General features: G+C 69.2%; 15 protein-coding genes and 1 tRNA gene. 8 read left to right on the forward strand and 8 right to left on the reverse strand.

Annotated elements, in window-relative coordinates; all coding sequences use genetic code 11:
- Window positions 1–21 precede the first annotated feature (21 nt).
- Together ABD648_RS19830 and ABD648_RS19835 are read right to left on the reverse strand one after the other, a co-directional pair.
- Entirely contained in the window at window positions 22–1,023 is a 1,002-nt protein-coding gene (locus tag ABD648_RS19830; protein ID WP_282216645.1) for a hypothetical protein, read from the reverse strand.
- 81 nt (window positions 1,024–1,104) lie between these two features.
- Window positions 1,105–1,797 (reverse strand): phosphocholine cytidylyltransferase family protein, encoded by a 693-nt coding sequence (locus tag ABD648_RS19835; protein ID WP_282216646.1) that lies wholly within the window; start codon window positions 1,795–1,797, stop codon window positions 1,105–1,107.
- 251 nt (window positions 1,798–2,048) lie between these two features.
- Between ABD648_RS19835 and ABD648_RS19840 the strand changes: the two genes are divergently transcribed.
- The 3 genes from ABD648_RS19840 to ABD648_RS19850 are packed head-to-tail and all read left to right on the forward strand — an operon-like array spanning window position 2,049 to window position 5,702.
- Window positions 2,049–3,854: an ABC transporter ATP-binding protein gene (locus ABD648_RS19840; protein WP_344709944.1), complete on the forward strand. Its 1,806-nt coding sequence runs from the start codon at window positions 2,049–2,051 to the stop codon at window positions 3,852–3,854.
- Window positions 3,830–5,395, forward strand: coding sequence for a hypothetical protein (locus tag ABD648_RS19845; RefSeq protein ID WP_282216647.1), 1,566 nt, complete (start codon window positions 3,830–3,832; stop codon window positions 5,393–5,395). Before ABD648_RS19840 ends, ABD648_RS19845 begins: the two co-directional genes overlap by 25 nt.
- 40 nt (window positions 5,396–5,435) lie before the next feature.
- Window positions 5,436–5,702, forward strand: a complete 267-nt coding sequence (locus tag ABD648_RS19850; protein ID WP_028503536.1) for a DUF3039 domain-containing protein — start codon at window positions 5,436–5,438, stop codon at window positions 5,700–5,702.
- Between the two features lie 6 nt (window positions 5,703–5,708).
- Here the strand turns inward: ABD648_RS19850 and ABD648_RS19855 are convergent, their stop codons facing one another.
- Window positions 5,709–7,034, reverse strand: a complete 1,326-nt coding sequence (locus ABD648_RS19855; protein ID WP_282216648.1) for a nicotinate phosphoribosyltransferase — start codon at window positions 7,032–7,034, stop codon at window positions 5,709–5,711.
- 37 nt (window positions 7,035–7,071) lie between these two features.
- Between ABD648_RS19855 and murI the strand changes: the two genes are divergently transcribed.
- The 4 genes from murI (at window position 7,072) to ABD648_RS19875 (ending at window position 10,300) form a co-directional block, all read left to right on the forward strand.
- The gene (gene murI, locus ABD648_RS19860) at window positions 7,072–7,908 is read left to right on the forward strand and encodes a glutamate racemase (RefSeq protein ID WP_282216649.1); all 837 of its coding nucleotides are present in this window, start codon (window positions 7,072–7,074) and stop codon (window positions 7,906–7,908) included.
- A 33-nt stretch (window positions 7,909–7,941) separates the two neighbouring features.
- The gene (gene rph, locus ABD648_RS19865; protein ID WP_282216650.1) at window positions 7,942–8,688 is read left to right on the forward strand and encodes a ribonuclease PH; all 747 of its coding nucleotides are present in this window, start codon (window positions 7,942–7,944) and stop codon (window positions 8,686–8,688) included.
- 1 nt (window position 8,689) lies between these two features.
- A complete protein-coding gene (gene rdgB, locus ABD648_RS19870) occupies window positions 8,690–9,283 on the forward strand; it encodes an RdgB/HAM1 family non-canonical purine NTP pyrophosphatase (RefSeq protein WP_282216651.1) in 594 nt (197 codons plus the stop codon).
- A 96-nt stretch (window positions 9,284–9,379) separates the two neighbouring features.
- Window positions 9,380–10,300: a cation diffusion facilitator family transporter gene (locus ABD648_RS19875; protein ID WP_282216652.1), complete on the forward strand. Its 921-nt coding sequence runs from the start codon at window positions 9,380–9,382 to the stop codon at window positions 10,298–10,300.
- A 3-nt stretch (window positions 10,301–10,303) separates the two neighbouring features.
- On the opposite strand, the gene ligD is transcribed toward ABD648_RS19875, so the two are convergent.
- Window positions 10,304–12,277, reverse strand: coding sequence for a non-homologous end-joining DNA ligase (gene ligD / locus ABD648_RS19880; RefSeq protein ID WP_282216653.1), 1,974 nt, complete (start codon window positions 12,275–12,277; stop codon window positions 10,304–10,306).
- A gap of 70 nt (window positions 12,278–12,347) precedes the next feature.
- Here ligD and ku point away from each other — a divergent pair, with 70 nt between their 5' ends.
- Window positions 12,348–13,190, forward strand: a complete 843-nt coding sequence (gene ku / locus ABD648_RS19885) for a non-homologous end joining protein Ku (protein ID WP_282216654.1) — start codon at window positions 12,348–12,350, stop codon at window positions 13,188–13,190.
- Window positions 13,191–13,205: 15 nt separating this feature from the next.
- Here the strand turns inward: ku and ABD648_RS19890 are convergent, their stop codons facing one another.
- The 4 genes from ABD648_RS19890 to ABD648_RS19905 all read right to left on the reverse strand — a co-directional run bounded on the left by ABD648_RS19890 (window position 13,206) and on the right by ABD648_RS19905 (window position 15,001).
- A complete protein-coding gene (locus tag ABD648_RS19890) occupies window positions 13,206–13,985 on the reverse strand; it encodes a DedA family protein (RefSeq protein WP_282216655.1) in 780 nt (259 codons plus the stop codon).
- 75 nt (window positions 13,986–14,060) lie between these two features.
- Window positions 14,061–14,142: transfer RNA gene (locus tag ABD648_RS19895), tRNA-Leu, on the reverse strand.
- Window positions 14,143–14,187: 45 nt separating this feature from the next.
- Window positions 14,188–14,658 (reverse strand): DUF6578 domain-containing protein, encoded by a 471-nt coding sequence (locus tag ABD648_RS19900; protein WP_282216656.1) that lies wholly within the window; start codon window positions 14,656–14,658, stop codon window positions 14,188–14,190.
- Window positions 14,659–14,722: 64 nt separating this feature from the next.
- Window positions 14,723–15,001 (reverse strand): hypothetical protein, encoded by a 279-nt coding sequence (locus tag ABD648_RS19905; RefSeq protein WP_282216657.1) that lies wholly within the window; start codon window positions 14,999–15,001, stop codon window positions 14,723–14,725.
- Between the last annotated feature and the right edge of the window lie 154 nt (window positions 15,002–15,155).

Raw genomic sequence — 15,155 nt, forward strand, 5'->3', positions numbered from 1 at the left:
GCGGTCTCCTGAGTGTGAGGGTCAGTTCTTGGGTTCGTCCGTGAGCGGCCCGATGCCGGAGAGGTCGTGACCGCCCCGCGCCCCGCTGCCGCCCTCGTCGAGCTCGGGAGCATCCGACCGGTGCCCACGACGCGTGGTCACCTCGCCGACCTTGCGGCCTGCCCAGCCGACGCCGCGCACGGCGGTCCCGGCAGCCCCAGCGACCGCACTCCCGGCGAACCGCGCGCCGCGCAGCATCCGGAGCTCGAGCTTCTCCGCGCCCTCGACGGGTTCGAGCTCGAGTGGCAGGTTCACGGGAGCGGCACCGAACGCCTTGTGCGAGGTCGTCAGCACGCGGCGGCCGAGGATGTGGTTGCCGGTGCCGCCGATCGCGGCGCCGATCCCGAACGGGAGCGCCTTGCCGATGACCGATGCGCCTCCCTTCGCTGCGAACTGCTTGACGAACATGCTCTTGAGCCGATCGACCAGTGGTCCGACGGCCGCACGCGGGAGCGATTTGGTCACCAGTTCGCCCCAGTAGGACGATCTGCTGCCGCCGCGGCCTGCGACCTGCCCCGCCAGCTGTCCGACGAGATCCACGCCTTCCTTGCCCAGCATCAGGGTCATCACGAGCGCACGTGCGCGATCGGGATTGGCGATCGCGATGCCGTGGACCTCGGCGACGGACTGGGCGAACAGAGCTGTCGACTCGACGAAGCCCACGGTCTCGACGCCCGACAGGGCGAGCGTGATCCCGGTGCCGATGCCCGGGACGACCGCGGTCGCGCCGACGGCCGCGCCGCCCGTCGTGACCGCGGCGAGGTACCGCCGCTCGAGGATCCGGATGATCTCTGCCGGCGTCGCCTGCGGGTTGCGGAGACGGATGCTGCGGATGTGGGCGAGCACGAGGGGGCGCTGGATGGACAGCACGCGATCGAGTCCGCGCACCATCATCGGGTGCTCCGGCGATCCTGCCGGCGGCACGCCCTTGTCCCAGGCAGAGTCATCCGGCAGGGAGTGGATCTTGTGCACCTTGGGGGCCATGGCCTGATCCTACGAAGTCAGTCCGCGAAAACGCCGAAAGCCCGGCACCCTTGACGGGGCCGGGCTTTCGTGGAAGAGGGATCAGACGAACAGGTTCGCCCGCTCGAGGTCTTCGGCGAAGTCGACCTCGACCGCGTAGAGGTCGGAGACATCCATCGGCTCGAGCAGCAGGCCGTCTTCGGCGATCGAGAGCTCGAGACCGCGCTCGAAGTAGTCCTGGTCCTCGACGCGCTGCAGCTGGCGCATGAACGCCTTCTTGTTCGCCGAGGAGATGTAGTTGATGCCGACGGCCTCGCCGAGGCCGCCCTTGACGGTCTTGGAGAGCTCGTTGATGAAGCCCTCCGCGGTGACGGTGTACTTGACCTCTTCGTCGCTGACCTTGGAGGTGTTGACCGTGACGAACGACTGGTCGCGCTCGATGTACGCGGCCGCACGGCCGAGGATCATCGGGTCGAAGACCACGTCGCCGTTCATCCACAGCACGCCGTTCTTGCCGGTCGCGGCCAGGGCGCGGAGCAGGCTCTTCGAGGTGTTGGTCTCGTCGTAGCGCTCGTTGTGGACGTAGTTGACGGTCGGGAACGCCTCGATGATCGTCTCGGCGCGGTATCCGACGACCGCGGTGATGCGTGCGTCGGAGCCGAAGGCGGCCCGGATGTTGTCGTGCTGCTGGCGCATGATCGTGCGGCCGTCGCTCAGCTCGGTCAGCGGCTTCGGCAGCGCGCGGCCCAGGCGTGAGCCCATGCCTGCGGCGAGAATGACGGTTTGAAGAGTCACGAGTGCTCCTAAAGGGAAGTTGTGTTCACGGCCGGTTCACCGACCAGACACCTCATCGTGCCGCGTTCATGGTATCGATTCCGCCTGGGAAGGCCCGGGGATCGATGCCCCCGTTGTCATTTCGTGACCGAGTACACACGCAATACACAGGCTAGACGACGGGGCGGGATATGCGCGGAATCTGCGAGATCCGAGCGCGGATTGTTTCGCCGCGCCCTCGGTTGGGGGCAACCCATTGATACCGTAGGACGGTGACTTCTTCCCCTGACGACCGCACCGACCAGGTGGACGATTCCCAGACCCCGCCGCCCAAGGCATCTCCGGCGCGTACGCCGGCATCGAAGCCGGGCTCCGCTGGACGCACGACGGCCGGCAAGAAGCCGCCGGTCAAGCGCGCTCCGGCGAAGAAGCCGGCGCCGCGGACGACGGCGAAGGCCTCTGCGGAGACGGCAGCACCGACCGGCGAGGTCGTGATCGAGCCCGCCGTCAAGATGGTGATCGATGCCCCGGCGCAGGGCGTCTCGGCGGCGCGCACCAGCACGGCCGCGCGCGCGGCAGCGGCGAAGAACACCGCCGCCAGGGCCGCGTCGGCCAAGACCGCCAAGCCCGCGACCTCGGCGGCGCGAGCCACCGCACGGCCCGCGGCTGCGAAGGCGCCGGCAGCCAAGACGTCGGCAGCGAAGGCTCCGAACGCCAAGCAGGCCACCGCGAAGACGTCGGCGGCCAGGACCGCCGCAGCGAAGTCCGCCGCGGCGAAGTCCGCAGCAGCGAAGACGACGGCCCGCACCGCGTCGGCGCGCTCGGCCTCCGCGAAGACGGCTGCCGCGAAGGCTGCCGCAACCAAGGCGGCTGCCGCGAAGGCGGCGGCCGCGGAGAAGGCCGCCGAGGAGAAAGCTGCGGCGGAGAGCCTCGAGGTATCCGTGCTCCCCGTGATCGAGGGAGCCCCGGCCGTCGACGAGGCGACCTCCGCTCCCGCTCCCGAGGCCGAACTGCCGTCGTCGGAGGAGCAGATCGTCCTGGAACCCGCTGCTGCGGAGCCCGTTGTCGAAGAACCTCAGGTCGAAGAGCCTGCTGTCGAAGAACCTGCTGTCGAGGAACCTGCTGCCGAGCCGATCGTCGAGGAGCTCGTCGTCGAGGAGGCGTCCGCTGAGGAGGCGACGCTGGAAGAGGCGATCGCCGACCCTCCCGCTGCGGAGGAGGTCATCGTCGAGACTCCGGCCGAGGCCGCCTCGGGGGCGGACGCCGAGTCCGATGACGCGGCATCCCGCTCCGGCCGCGACTTCGGCGAAGCCGCGGCGACCGTCGCGATCAGCATCCGAGGTCTCGTCAAGCAGTTCGGCGACAACCACGCGGTCGCCGGGATCGACCTCACGGTTCCCGCCGGCTCCTTCTACGGGATCGTGGGTCCGAACGGTGCGGGAAAGACCACGACCCTCTCGATCGTCGCCGGTCTTCTGCGTCCGGATGCGGGCACGGTGGTGATCTGCGGCATCGATCAGGCCAAGGAGCCCCTCGCGGCGAAGCGGGTGATGGGCGTCCTGCCGGACCGGCTCCGCACGTTCGACCGGCTCACGGGCCGTCAGCTCCTCTACTACTACGGCCTGCTGCGCGGCCTGGCGGCCGACGTGATCGAGAAGCGTGCCGCCGACCTCGCGCGCGCCTTCGACCTCGGCGATGCGCTCAGCCGCGTCGTCTCGGACTACTCGGCCGGTATGACCAAGAAGATCATGCTCGCCGGCGCCATGATCCACTCACCCCGCGTCCTGGTGCTCGACGAGCCGTTCGAATCGGTCGATCCGGTCTCCTCCGCGGTCATCCTCGACATCCTCCGCGCGTACGTGTCCCACGGCGGCACCGTGATCCTCTCCAGCCACGGGATGGATCTGGTCGAACGCGTGTGCTCCCGTGTCGCCATCGTCGTCGGCGGTGAGGTGCTCGCGGAGGGCACGATCGATGAGGTCAGGGCCGGCCAGACGCTCGAGGCCCGTTTCGTCGAGCTCGCAGGATCCAGCGGTGAGGTGGAGGGGCTCGAGTGGCTGCACACGTTCTCCGACTGAGATTCGCGCTGCTGATCGGATCGCTGCGCGGCGAACGCCGGGTTCGGACGATCGTCACGTTCCTCGCGATCGTCGCGGTCACCGTGGCCGTCTGCCTCGCGGTCTTCAGCCTCGCCGACGCCCCGGTGCCGGTCGCCCGTGCCGTCACCGTGCTGGGTGGAGCAGCCCTCCTCCTCGGCTTCCTCGTCGGACCGATCCTGGTCGGCGCCGTCGACCAGCTCGACCCGCGTCGATTCGCCGTCTTCGGCGTCGACGAGCGACGGATGCCCTGGGTGCTCACGTTGGCGGCCTTCATCAGCGTGCCGAGCCTCGCGCTGCTCGCCGTGTACATCAGCGTCTGCGTCGTCGCCATCGGTCTGGGCGCCCCGTGGCCGCTGGCCGTGCTCATGACGATCGTCGGTGTGGTGACGACGGTTCTCACGGCTCGCGTCGGCATGGCCGTCAACGCGCTGCTGCTGCCGGAGCGCCGTTCTCGGGAGCTGACAGCGCTCTTCGCCCTGGCGCTCATCGTGATCGCCTTCCCCGTGGCGGTCTTCTTCGCCTCGATGCGCTGGGACGGGCACGTTCCGGCATCTCTGGCGGCACTGACCACGAGCGTCGGCTTCACACCTCTCGCCGCGTCACCCGGATTCCTCTTCGCGGTCGCCGCTGACGCCACGGCGATGGCCTGGATCAGCGGGATCGTCGCCGTGGTCACGGCGATCCTGCTCTGGGTGCTGTGGGCCTGGCTCGTGCGCCGTCTCCTGACGACCACCGAACGCCCCGTCGCCTCCCGCGAGCGGACCGGTCTCGGCTGGTTCGGCCTGCTGCCTTCCAACGCCTTCGGCGCCATCGCCTCACGGAGCCTCGTGTACTGGCTGCGCGACCGCCGGTACATCATGAACACCATCGTGGTGCCTGTGGCGGGAGTGCTGACGGTCCTTCCTCTGATCGTCGCCGGCGTCCCGCTCGAGATCGCCGCCCTCGTCCCCGTGCCGGTCATGGCGCTGTTCTTCGGGTGGCTGCCGCACAACGACGTCGCTTACGACTCCACCGCGCTGTGGACGCACGTCGCGAGCGGCATCCGCGGTCTTCCCGATCGTCTCGGCCGGCTCGTTCCCGTGCTGCTGGTGGCGATCCCCGTTCTCGCGATCGCCGTCCCGCTCACGCTGCTGCTGATCGGCGACTGGCGCCTGCTGCTGCCGCTGACCGGCCTCGCCGCCAGCCTGCTGTTCTCCGCCCTCGGCATCTCGAGCATCGTCTCCGTCGTGGCGCCGTATGCGGTGTCGCGACCGGGCGACAGTCCGTTCCAGCAGCCGCAGCGACCGACGTCGCGCGGGATCTACGGTCCCGCCGCCGCATTCCTCGGAGCGCTCGTGCTGAGCCTGCCGACGGGATGGCTGTTCGCTCTGACGATCATCGACGGCTCGTCCTACGCGCCGGCCGCATTCTGGGTCGGACTGCTGTCGGGTCTCGTCGTCCTCTGGCTCGGCGCCGTCATCGGCGGACGCATCTTCGAGCGCAGCGGGGAGCGCCTGATGGAGTTCGTCGAGACCGCGTGACGACCGCCCGCAGGCGACCCGACGCGGCTAGACTCACGGGATGAGTACTCCGCTGGACAGCCCCGATCAGGGCGGCGTGGCAACGCTTGATCGCGAACTGGAAGAGCTCCTCCGCGAGGAGAACCTCGAACCGGGCGACCATGAGCGCTTCTCGCATTATGTGAAGAAGGACAAGATCCTCGAGTCGGCGATCACCGGCAAGCCGGTGCGCGCTTTGTGCGGCAAGAAGTGGACTCCGGGTCGCGACCCGGAGAAGTTCCCCATCTGCCCCACATGCAAGGAGATCTACGAGTCGATGGTCGGCTGACCGACCTCAGCTCGCTTCGACGTAGACCGTCGGGATCGCCGGGTCCGACTTGCTGAGGGCGAGAGCCCGCACAGGGAGCTCCTCGCGCACGCGCAGATGATGCGCGCGAGCGGATGCCGTGCCGGCCGTGCCTTCATGCGCCGTGTCGATGTCGCCCGCCTCGACGAAAGTCACCTGCAGCGGTCGTCCGTCCGCATGCTCGGCGGGCGTGTCCAGCTCTTCGAACCCGTCCGAGACCACGACGGTCTCGGCGGCGGCGACGCCGTCGGCGAGTGTGCGGAACGCCGCCTTGCGTCCACCGTAGGAGGCCTTGTCGGCGGAGGCCTTCGCGACGCCGATCCAGGCGCCGGTGGCATCCTGCCGGGCCACGAGCTTGTAGACCATGCTCGCCGTCGGGTAGCCGGAACCCGTCACGACAGACGTCCCCACGCCGTAGGCGTCGACAGGGGATGCCGCGAGAGCCGCGATCGCGTACTCGTCGAGGTCGCTGGTCACCGTGATGCGCGTACTGGTGGCGCCGAGCTCATCGAGCTGTGCGCGCACCTCGCCGGCGACGATCGGCAGGTCGCCGGAGTCGATGCGCACGCCGCCCAGTTCGGTTCCCGCGATGCGGATCGCGGTCTCGACCCCGGCGCGGATGTCGTAGGTGTCGACGAGGAGCGTCGTTCCCACACCCATGCTCTCGACCTGCGCGCGGAAGGCGTCTTCCTCGGAGTCGTGCAGCAGAGTCCAGGAGTGCGCGGCCGTGCCCATGGTGGGGATGCCCCAGCTGCGGCCGGCCTCCAGGTTGCTGGTCGCGCGGAAGCCCGCGATGTAGGCCGCACGCGCCGCGGCGACAGCGGACCGCTCTGCGGCGCGGCGGGAGCCCATCTCGGCGAGCGGGCGCTCTCCGGCGGCGATGCTCATGCGTGCGGCGGCGGTCGCGACGGCGGAGTCGTGGTTGAGGACGCTCAGGGCGAGCGTCTCGAGGATCACGGCATCGGCGAACGTCCCCTCGACGGTGAGGATCGGCGATCCGGGGAAGTAGAGCTCGCCCTCGCGGTAGCCGCTGATCGACCCCGTGAAGCGGTAGTCCTCGAGGTACTTCAGCGAAGCGGCATCCACGACCTTCTCGTCGCGCAGGAATCGCAGCTCGTCCTCGCCGAAGCGGAACTCGCGGAGCAGCTCGAGGAGGCGGCCGGTGCCCGCCACGACGCCGAAGCGGCGGCCGCCGGAGAGGCGGCGGGAGAACAGCTCGAAGACGCTCGGCCGGAAGGCGGTGCCGTCCCGGAGCGAGGCCGCGAGCATCGTGAGCTCATAGCGATCGGTGAGCAGCGCCGTCGACGTGGTCATGCGCTCAGCTTAGTGAGGCCCGGTAGGCTGGTGAGTCATGAACGACGCGCCGATCGGAATCTTCGACTCCGGTGTCGGCGGGCTCACGGTGGCCAGGGCCATCCGCGCCCAGCTGCCCCGTGAATCGTTCGTGTACATCGGCGACACGGCGCACTCGCCCTACGGTCCGAAGCCCATCGCCGACGTGCGCCGCTACGCCCTCGAGGTGCTCGACACGCTCGTCGATCAGGGTGTGAAGATGCTCGTGATCGCCTGCAACACGGCATCCGCCGCGATGCTCCGCGATGCGCGCGAGCGCTACGACATCCCCGTCGTGGAGGTGATCGGTCCGGCCGTGCGCCGCGCCGTCTCGACGACGCGCAACGGCCGGGTCGGCGTGATCGGCACGGTCGGCACGATCGGATCCCGGGCCTACCAGGACATGCTCGAGGTGAACGAGCGCCTGCAGGTGTTCACGGCGGCGTGCCCGCGGTTCGTCGAGTTCGTCGAGGCCGGGATCACCGGGACTCCCGAGGTGCTGGCGGTCGCCGAAGAGTACCTCGCACCGCTGCGCGACGCCGATGTCGACACGCTCGTGCTCGGCTGCACGCACTACCCGTTCCTGCGCGGCGCGATCAGCTATGTCATGGGGGAGGGTGTCACGCTCGTCTCCAGCGACGACGAGACGGCGGGCGACGTCTACCGCCAGCTCGTCCGCGGCGACCTGCTGGCCTCACCCGATGCGACGGCTTCCTATGTCTACGAGGCGACCGGCGCCTCGGCCGACGACTTCACCGCGCTGGCCAACCGGCTGATGGGCCGCGAGGTCCGCGACGTGCAGCTGGTGCAGACCGGCGTCATCGATCTTCCCGAGCACGTCTCCGAGTCGCGCTGATCCGGCTCGACAACCCCTACCCGAAAGAAGCACATGACCGACATCGTCCGCGCCGACGGCCGCTCCACCGACCAGCTCCGCCAGATCACCATCGAGCGCGGCTGGAGCGCGCATGCGGAGGGATCCGCGCTGATCAGCTTCGGCGGCACCAAAGTGCTGTGCACGGCATCCTTCACCAACGGCGTCCCGCGCTGGCTGACCGGCAAGGGCAAGGGATGGGTCACGGCTGAGTACTCGATGCTGCCGCGGGCCACGAACAGCCGCAACGACCGCGAGAGCGTGAAGGGCCGCATCGGCGGACGCACGCACGAGATCTCGCGCCTGATCGGCCGCGCGCTGCGCGCTGTCGTCGACACCAAGGCCCTCGGCGAGAACACGATCGTCATCGACTGCGACGTGCTGCAGGCCGACGGCGGCACCCGCACGGCCGCCATCACGGGCGCCTACGTCGCTCTCGCGGATGCGATCGAGTGGGGTCGCACGAAGAAGTTCATCGGCAAGAACTCCACGCCGCTGCTCGACTCCGTCGCCGCCGTCTCGGTCGGCATCATCGACGGAGAGCCGATGCTCGATCTGGCATATGTCGAGGACGTCCGAGCCGAGACCGACATGAACGTCGTCGTCACGGGGCGCGGGCTGTTCGTCGAGGTGCAGGGCACCGCCGAGGGGGCTCCCTTCGACAAGCGCGAGCTGGACGCGCTGCTCGAGCTGGGTCTCGCCGGCTGCGCCGATCTGAAGGATCACCAGCTGACAGCCCTGGCCGCTGCGGCGGGCGAGTGAGATGAAGGTCGTCCTCGCGACCCACAACCCGCACAAGGTTGCCGAGTTCCAGCAGATCGTCGCGCAGGCGCGTCCGGATCTCGAGATCGTCGGCTACGACGGCCCCGAGCCCGTCGAGGACGGTGTGACGTTCGCCGAGAACGCGCTCATCAAGGCGCGCGCCGCGGCCGCTCACACCGGGCTCGCCGCGCTGGCCGATGACTCGGGGATCTGCGTCGATGTGCTCGGCGGCTCTCCGGGTGTGTTCTCGGCCTACTGGGCGGGGCAGAAGAAAGATGCCGCGGCGAATCTGGAGCTCCTCCTGGATCAGCTGCGCGACGTCGCCGACCCGCATCGCACGGCGCACTTCACCTCGACGATCGCTCTGGTCACGCCGGAGGGACGCGAGGAGGTCGTCGAAGGCCTCTGGCCGGGGCGGCTCGCGCACGCGGCATCCGGCGGGGGCGGCTTCGGCTACGACCCGATCTTCATCCCGGACGGCCAGCCCGAGGGGGAGGAGCGCACGGTGGGCGACTTCACCGCGGAGGAGAAGCAGGCGCAGTCGCATCGTGCGCGTGCCTTCGCCGAGCTGGTGCCGTTGCTCGCGCAGCTCTGAGCCGAGTCGGCCGCACAGCTGAGACTGGTTCTCGTTACCCTTCCCGACTAGGCGGAATCGCCCTCTGAGCCCTGTCTGCCGGTCTAGCCTGGGGGCATGCACGATCACGCACCCGCCGCCGGCGGCATCCGCTCCGCGAGCAGCAGACGCCTCCTGGCGATCTCGCTGTCGCTCACGGCCACCGTCATGATCGTGCAGGTCGTCGGGGCGATCCTCACCGGTTCCCTCGCCCTGCTGGCTGACGCGGCCCACATGTTCACCGACGCCTCGGCGCTCGTGATCGCGCTCATCGCGGCATCCGTCGCGGCCCGTCCGGCCGACGACCGTCGCACGTTCGGCTATCAGCGCGCCGAGGTCTTCGGCGCGCTGATCAACGCCGTGATCCTCATCGCGCTGGCCGCCTGGGTCGCCGTCGAGGGCATCGGGCGCCTCATCGATCCGAGCGAGGTCGAGGTCGCCGGCGGGCTCATGCTCGTCGTCGCCGTCGTGGGTCTCATCGCCAACGCGATCTCGATGTGGCTTCTGAGCCGCGCGCAGCGCACGAGCATCAACGTGCGCGGCGCCTACCTCGAGGTGATGGGCGACCTGATCGGATCGGCGGCGGTCATCGTCGCGGCGGTCATCATCCTGACAACGGGATGGATGCCGGCGGATGCCATCGCCTCGCTGTTCATCGCAGCGATGATCATCCCTCGGGCGATCGCGCTGCTGCGCGAGGTCTTCTCGGTGCTGGCCGAATCCGCGCCGAAGGGCACCGCGGTGAGCGAGATCCGCACGCACCTGCTCGGCTATGAGGGCGTGACGGGTGTGCACGACGTGCACGTCTGGCAGCTCACTCGCGGCGCGCCCGTCTTCTCGGCGCATGTCAGCGTCGATCCGGCACTGCTCGCCGACGGGCGCTCGGCGAAGCTGCTGTCGGAGATGCAGGCCTGCCTCGCCGATCATTTCGACGTGGAGCACTCGACGTTCCAGATCGAGCCGGCCGAGCAGTCCGACTGCGAGCCGCACCACGCCTGACGGTCAGGGCTCGACGACGATCTCGTCCGGTGTCTTGTCGGGCCGCAGGCCTCGCCAGCGCGCGTGCCGGAGCACGCCGTCCGGCGTCCAGTTCGCGAACTCGACCTCCCCGACGAGCTCCGGACGCACCCACAGCGCGTCCGAGGCGTCGAGTGCAGGCACGCCGTCGAGCGGGGCGGAGGGCACCCGGAGCGGTTCGAGGCGGGCGAGCAGATCGCGGAGGATGCGCTCGGTGAAGCCCGTGCCGACGCGTCCGACGTAGCGCAGCTCACGGGCAGGCGAAGGGCCGGGCACCGCGAGCAGCAGCGAGCCGAGCGTGCTCTCCCTGTCGCCCTTGCCGGGGCGGATGCCGACGATCACGGCCTCCTGCATGCGAGTGTGCTTGAGCTTCAACCAGGCGGGCGAGCGCAGGCCCGGCCGATAGCGGGACGCGGGGTCCTTCGCGACGACGCCCTCGAGCCCGAACTGCTCACTCGCCGCGAGGGCGGCATCGACGTCGTCGAAGACCGGAGGCACCTGGACGGGCGCATCCAGGTCGGCGACGAGGTCCTCCAGCAGGGTGCGGCGCTGGTGCAGCGGCATCGACGTGAGGTCATGCCCGTCCAGACGCAGCAGGTCGAAGAGCATGTAGACGATCGGGGTGCGCACCACCTCCCGTTCGATCTCCCGCGGCCGGGTCAGGTGCATGCGGTTCTGCAGCAGCGAGAAGCTCGGGCGCCCGTGCGCGTCGAAAGCGACGATCTCGCCGTCGACCACGGCGTCCGAGGCGGGGAGGAACGGGGCTCCGTCCGCGGTGAGCTCGGGGTAGCGCGCGGTGATGTCGGTGCCGCGGCGCGCGTGCAGCAGCATCCGTCCGTCCGTCCAGGTGCCCATGGCGCGGATGCCATCCCACTTGACTTCGACCCAGGACGGGTCGCTCAGTGCGCGGGCGAGCGCCGGGGTGCCGTTCTCGGCGAGCATTGGCGCGACGGTGGCGGCGGTCGTGCCCGAAGCCGGTGCCGCGGTGATCCGCGGATGGCGGCCGACGCGGTGCGAGGGAGGTGCGGGAGCCTCGGCGACGGCAGCCGCGGGGACGGAGGATGCCACGTCTTCCGGTCGCAACGTCGCCAGCGGGTCCATGCCGTCTGCGGCCCTGGCGAGCACCTCGTCGAGGTCGAGCTGTGCCAGGTCGGGGTCGTCGAGCTCCTCCCAGGTGCGGGGGGCGGCGACCCACGGCTGTGCGCGACCGCGGAGTGAGTAGGGCGAGATGGTCGTCTTCTTGCCGTTGTTCTGGCTCCAGTCGAGGAAGACCTTGCCGCCGCGCACCGCCTTCGACATGACGCTCGTGGCGAGGTCGGGGTGGTCGTTCTCGATGAGCCGCGCGAGCTCCTTCACCACAGCGGAGATCTCGTGACTGGTCTGCTCACCGGGAAGGGCGGCATACAGGTGGATGCCCTTGCTGCCGCTCGTGACGGGCAGCGGGTCGAGCCCCATGTGGGAGAGGATGCCGCGGGCGATGCGAGCGACCTCGGCGCACTGCGCGAGACCCACGCCCGGACCCGGGTCGAGGTCGAGCACGAGCCGGTCGGGGCGTCCGGGGAGGCCATCGGGGGCGAAGCGCCACTGCGGAACGTGCAGCTCGATCGCGGCGACCTGCGCGAGCCACACCAGGGTCGGCACGTCTTCGACGAGCGGATACTCCTTCGGGCCGTCGGAGTGCTGGATCGCCTGCCGCGGGATCCACTCCGGAGCTCCCGGCTCGAGCTGCTTCGTGAAGAACGCGTCGGCCGGAGCATCCGCCGTTCCGACGCCCTCCACCCAGCGCTTGCGGGTGACCGGGCGGCCGTCGAGAAGAGGCAGCAGCAGGGGCGCGATGGCGGAGTAGTAGGCGATGACCTCGCCCTTGGTGGTGCCGGTCTCGGGGTAGACGACTTTGTCGAGATTCGTGATCCGCAGACGGCGGCCGTCGACCTGCACGACCTGCGCTTCTCCGACCATGGAGCAAGCGTAGTCAGCCGCCGTCGTCAAGGGCTGGCCGTGACGGGTGTGGCTGGTGTTCACTGGGGGAATGAGGACGATCTGGAAGGGCGCGTTGACGTTCGGGCTCGTGAACGTGCCGGTGAAGGTGTATTCGGCGACCGAGGACCACGACGTGCCGCTGCATCAGGTGCACGAGAAGGACGGCGGGCGCATCCGCTACCAGCGCACGTGCGAGGTGTGCGGTGAGACGGTCGCCTACGCCGACATCGACAAGGCCTACGTCGAGGAGGGGCAGACGATCGTGCTCACCAAGGACGATCTCGCCGCGCTGCCGGCGGAGAAGAGCCGCGAGATCGACGTCGTCGAGTTCGTGCCCTCCGATCAGGTCGATCTGCTGACGCTCGACAAGCCGTACTATCTGGAGCCCGACTCCAAGTCCTCCAAGGCCTACGTCCTGCTGCGCAAGACGCTCGAGCAGACCGACCGCACCGCGATCGTGCGCTTCACGCTGCGCCAGAAGACCCGGCTCGCAGCCCTCCGTGTGCGCGGCAAGGTGCTCGTGCTGCAGACGCTGCTCTGGGCCGACGAGGTGCGCGAGGCCGAGTTCCCCTCGCTCGACGAAGACGTGCGGATCTCGAAGAAAGAGCTCGAGATGTCGGCCGCCCTGGTCGACAGCTACTCGGCCGACTTCGAACCCGAAGCCTTCGTCGACGAGTACCAGAAGGAGCTGCGCACCCTCATCGACGCGAAGATCGAGGCCGGCGAGAGCTTCGAGATCGCCGACACCTTCGGCGAAGCGGAGGCCGAGGGCAAGTGCGGCGAGGTCATCGACCTCATGGAGGCGCTGCGCGAGAGCGTCGCGCGATCCAAGGAGAAGCGCGCGAGCGAGACGCCGGCGAAGGCGAAGAAGCCGGCGAAGAAGACCGGCTGACCGCACCGGCAGGCCTCAGTGCTTGCCGTCGCCGTCCAGGTCGGGAGCCCGATCGAACACCTCGGGGTCGAGGCTCAGTGCTTCGGCCTCTCCGGCATCCGTCGTGACGTCTCCGCCCGCCGCCGCGGCCTTCTTGGCCTTGTGACGCTCGGAGAAGTAGTGGTAGATCGTCACCAGGGCCGTACCACCGACCGCAGCGAGCAGGATCAGGTCGATGTAGTTCTCGACGAAGACCGCGACCGGCGGGATGAATCCGATCAGGTAGCCGAACATCGTCAGCCCGAAGCCCCAGAGGATCGCACCGATGAGGTTGTAGAGGGTGTACTTGCGCCAGGGCATGTGACCGACACCGGCAGCGACCGGCGCGAACGTGCGCACGATCGGCACGAAGCGGGCGAGGATCACGGTGATGCCGCCGAAGCGCTCGAAGAACGCGTTGGTGCGCTCGACGTTCTTCTTGCTGAAGAGACCGGATTCCTTGCGCTCGAAGATGGCGGGCCCGCCCTTGTGGCCGATCACGTAGCCGACCTCTCCGCCGACGAAGGCCGCGAGACCGATCAGCAGGGCCACGACCCAGACGTTGATGCCGAAGACACCGTGCTCCGACCCGGCGACCGGGTGCGAGAGCAGACCTGCGATGACCAGGAGGGTGTCGCCGGGCAGCAGGAAGCCCACCAGCAGACCGGTCTCGGCGAAGACGATGAAGCAGACCACCAGAAGCGCCCAGACGCCGGCCTTGTCGATGATCATCGCGGGGTCGAGCCAGGGGATGAGGGCGTTGGGTGCGTGCAGCATGGTTTCGAGCACTGGGAGTCCCGTCGGTCGTGATTGGTCGGCGGTGTAACGGTGAGGATGCAGAAGCAGCCGTCGTGCGGAAGGTGGGACTTGAACCCACACGCCCTAGGGCACAGGAACCTAAATCCTGCGTGTCTGCCAATTTCACCACTCCCGCGCGGTGCATTCAGTCTACTGATCGGAGAAACACAGATTCTGGGGATCAGCCCGCAGTTCCGGGCCGGTTCGGCCGTGCGTCGGGGCGCGTCTCGTCGACGTCGACGAGCCAGCCGACCCGGGATCGCCGCGGTCGGTCGGCCGAGCCCTCTTCGAACTCACCGCGCCGCGCGAGCTCCGGGTCCACCGGCAGCCGCACGCCGGGGACCGTCTGAAGTCGCGTCGTGTCGGGAACGGGCTCGAACGTCACCGACTCGTGCACGCGTCCCGGCCTCGACGAGACCTGGATCTTCCGCTCCACGACCTCGTGCGTCACCTCCTGCACCGCGGCGACCGTGCCGCGCACGCGGTCCGCGTACTCGTGTTCGTGGTGCGATTCCAGAGCGCCCACGGACGATGCCCGTTCGGTGCCGAGCGTGTCGACCAGGAGTGCGGACTCCCGCGAACGGATGCCGAAGTCGACCTCGTCTCCGACCGTGAACGGTTCACCGCAACAGGCCCACTCCCATGGCGTCAACCACACACGCGTCTTGCAGCGAGACTAATGCCGATCGGTCCGGTCGTCCCGCGACCTCGTCGAGTCAGGCCAACGGGCCGGAGCCGGGGATGAGCGGCTCGTCGGGGTTCGGGGCCAGCGGCTCCTCCGGGTGCGGGGCGAGCGGCTCCTGCGGGGTCGGGGCCAGCGGTTCGTTCGGGTGCGTCGGCGACGGCTCGTCGGGGAACGCAGGTGACGGCTGCGACGGGGAGGGCACGGCGGGCCCGGGAGGGGTCTGTCCCGGATCGGTCGGGCCAGGGCCCGTGGGCTGCTCGCCGGGCACGGAGGGGACGGGCGGGCCGGGGACGGGGGAGGAGTCGGTCATGGTGGTTCCTTTCACTGATGTGATGCTCACGTTCCGGTCAGTCCACCACCGGGCGTCGATGCGGTCTGCACCCTTGCGCTTCGCGGAGCGATATGCGGGTCGCCGGTCGCTCTGTGGATAACTTCCGAAGCGCCCGCGCGATTCTTGGCATGAT

The sequence above is a fragment of the Microbacterium luteolum genome (assembly GCF_039533965.1).
Lineage (GTDB): Bacteria > Actinomycetota > Actinomycetes > Actinomycetales > Microbacteriaceae > Microbacterium > Microbacterium luteolum.

Bases quoted from the DNA above. Each gene is read 5' to 3' on its own strand.
- ABD648_RS19830 (WP_282216645.1), bottom strand. From the start codon at position 1,023: ATGGCCCCCAAGGTGCACAAGATCCACTCCCTGCCGGATGACTCTGCC.
- ABD648_RS19850 (WP_028503536.1), top strand. From the start codon at position 5,436: ATGAGTACTCCGCTGGACAGCCCCGATCAGGGCGGCGTGGCAACGCTT.
- rdgB (WP_282216651.1), top strand. From the start codon at position 8,690: ATGAAGGTCGTCCTCGCGACCCACAACCCGCACAAGGTTGCCGAGTTC.
- rph (WP_282216650.1), top strand. From the start codon at position 7,942: ATGACCGACATCGTCCGCGCCGACGGCCGCTCCACCGACCAGCTCCGC.
- ligD (WP_282216653.1), bottom strand. From the start codon at position 12,277: ATGGTCGGAGAAGCGCAGGTCGTGCAGGTCGACGGCCGCCGTCTGCGG.
- ku (WP_282216654.1), top strand. From the start codon at position 12,348: ATGAGGACGATCTGGAAGGGCGCGTTGACGTTCGGGCTCGTGAACGTG.
- ABD648_RS19855 (WP_282216648.1), bottom strand. From the start codon at position 7,034: ATGACCACGTCGACGGCGCTGCTCACCGATCGCTATGAGCTCACGATG.
- ABD648_RS19890 (WP_282216655.1), bottom strand. From the start codon at position 13,985: ATGCTGCACGCACCCAACGCCCTCATCCCCTGGCTCGACCCCGCGATG.
- ABD648_RS19905 (WP_282216657.1), bottom strand. From the start codon at position 15,001: ATGACCGACTCCTCCCCCGTCCCCGGCCCGCCCGTCCCCTCCGTGCCC.
- murI (WP_282216649.1), top strand. From the start codon at position 7,072: ATGAACGACGCGCCGATCGGAATCTTCGACTCCGGTGTCGGCGGGCTC.
- ABD648_RS19875 (WP_282216652.1), top strand. From the start codon at position 9,380: ATGCACGATCACGCACCCGCCGCCGGCGGCATCCGCTCCGCGAGCAGC.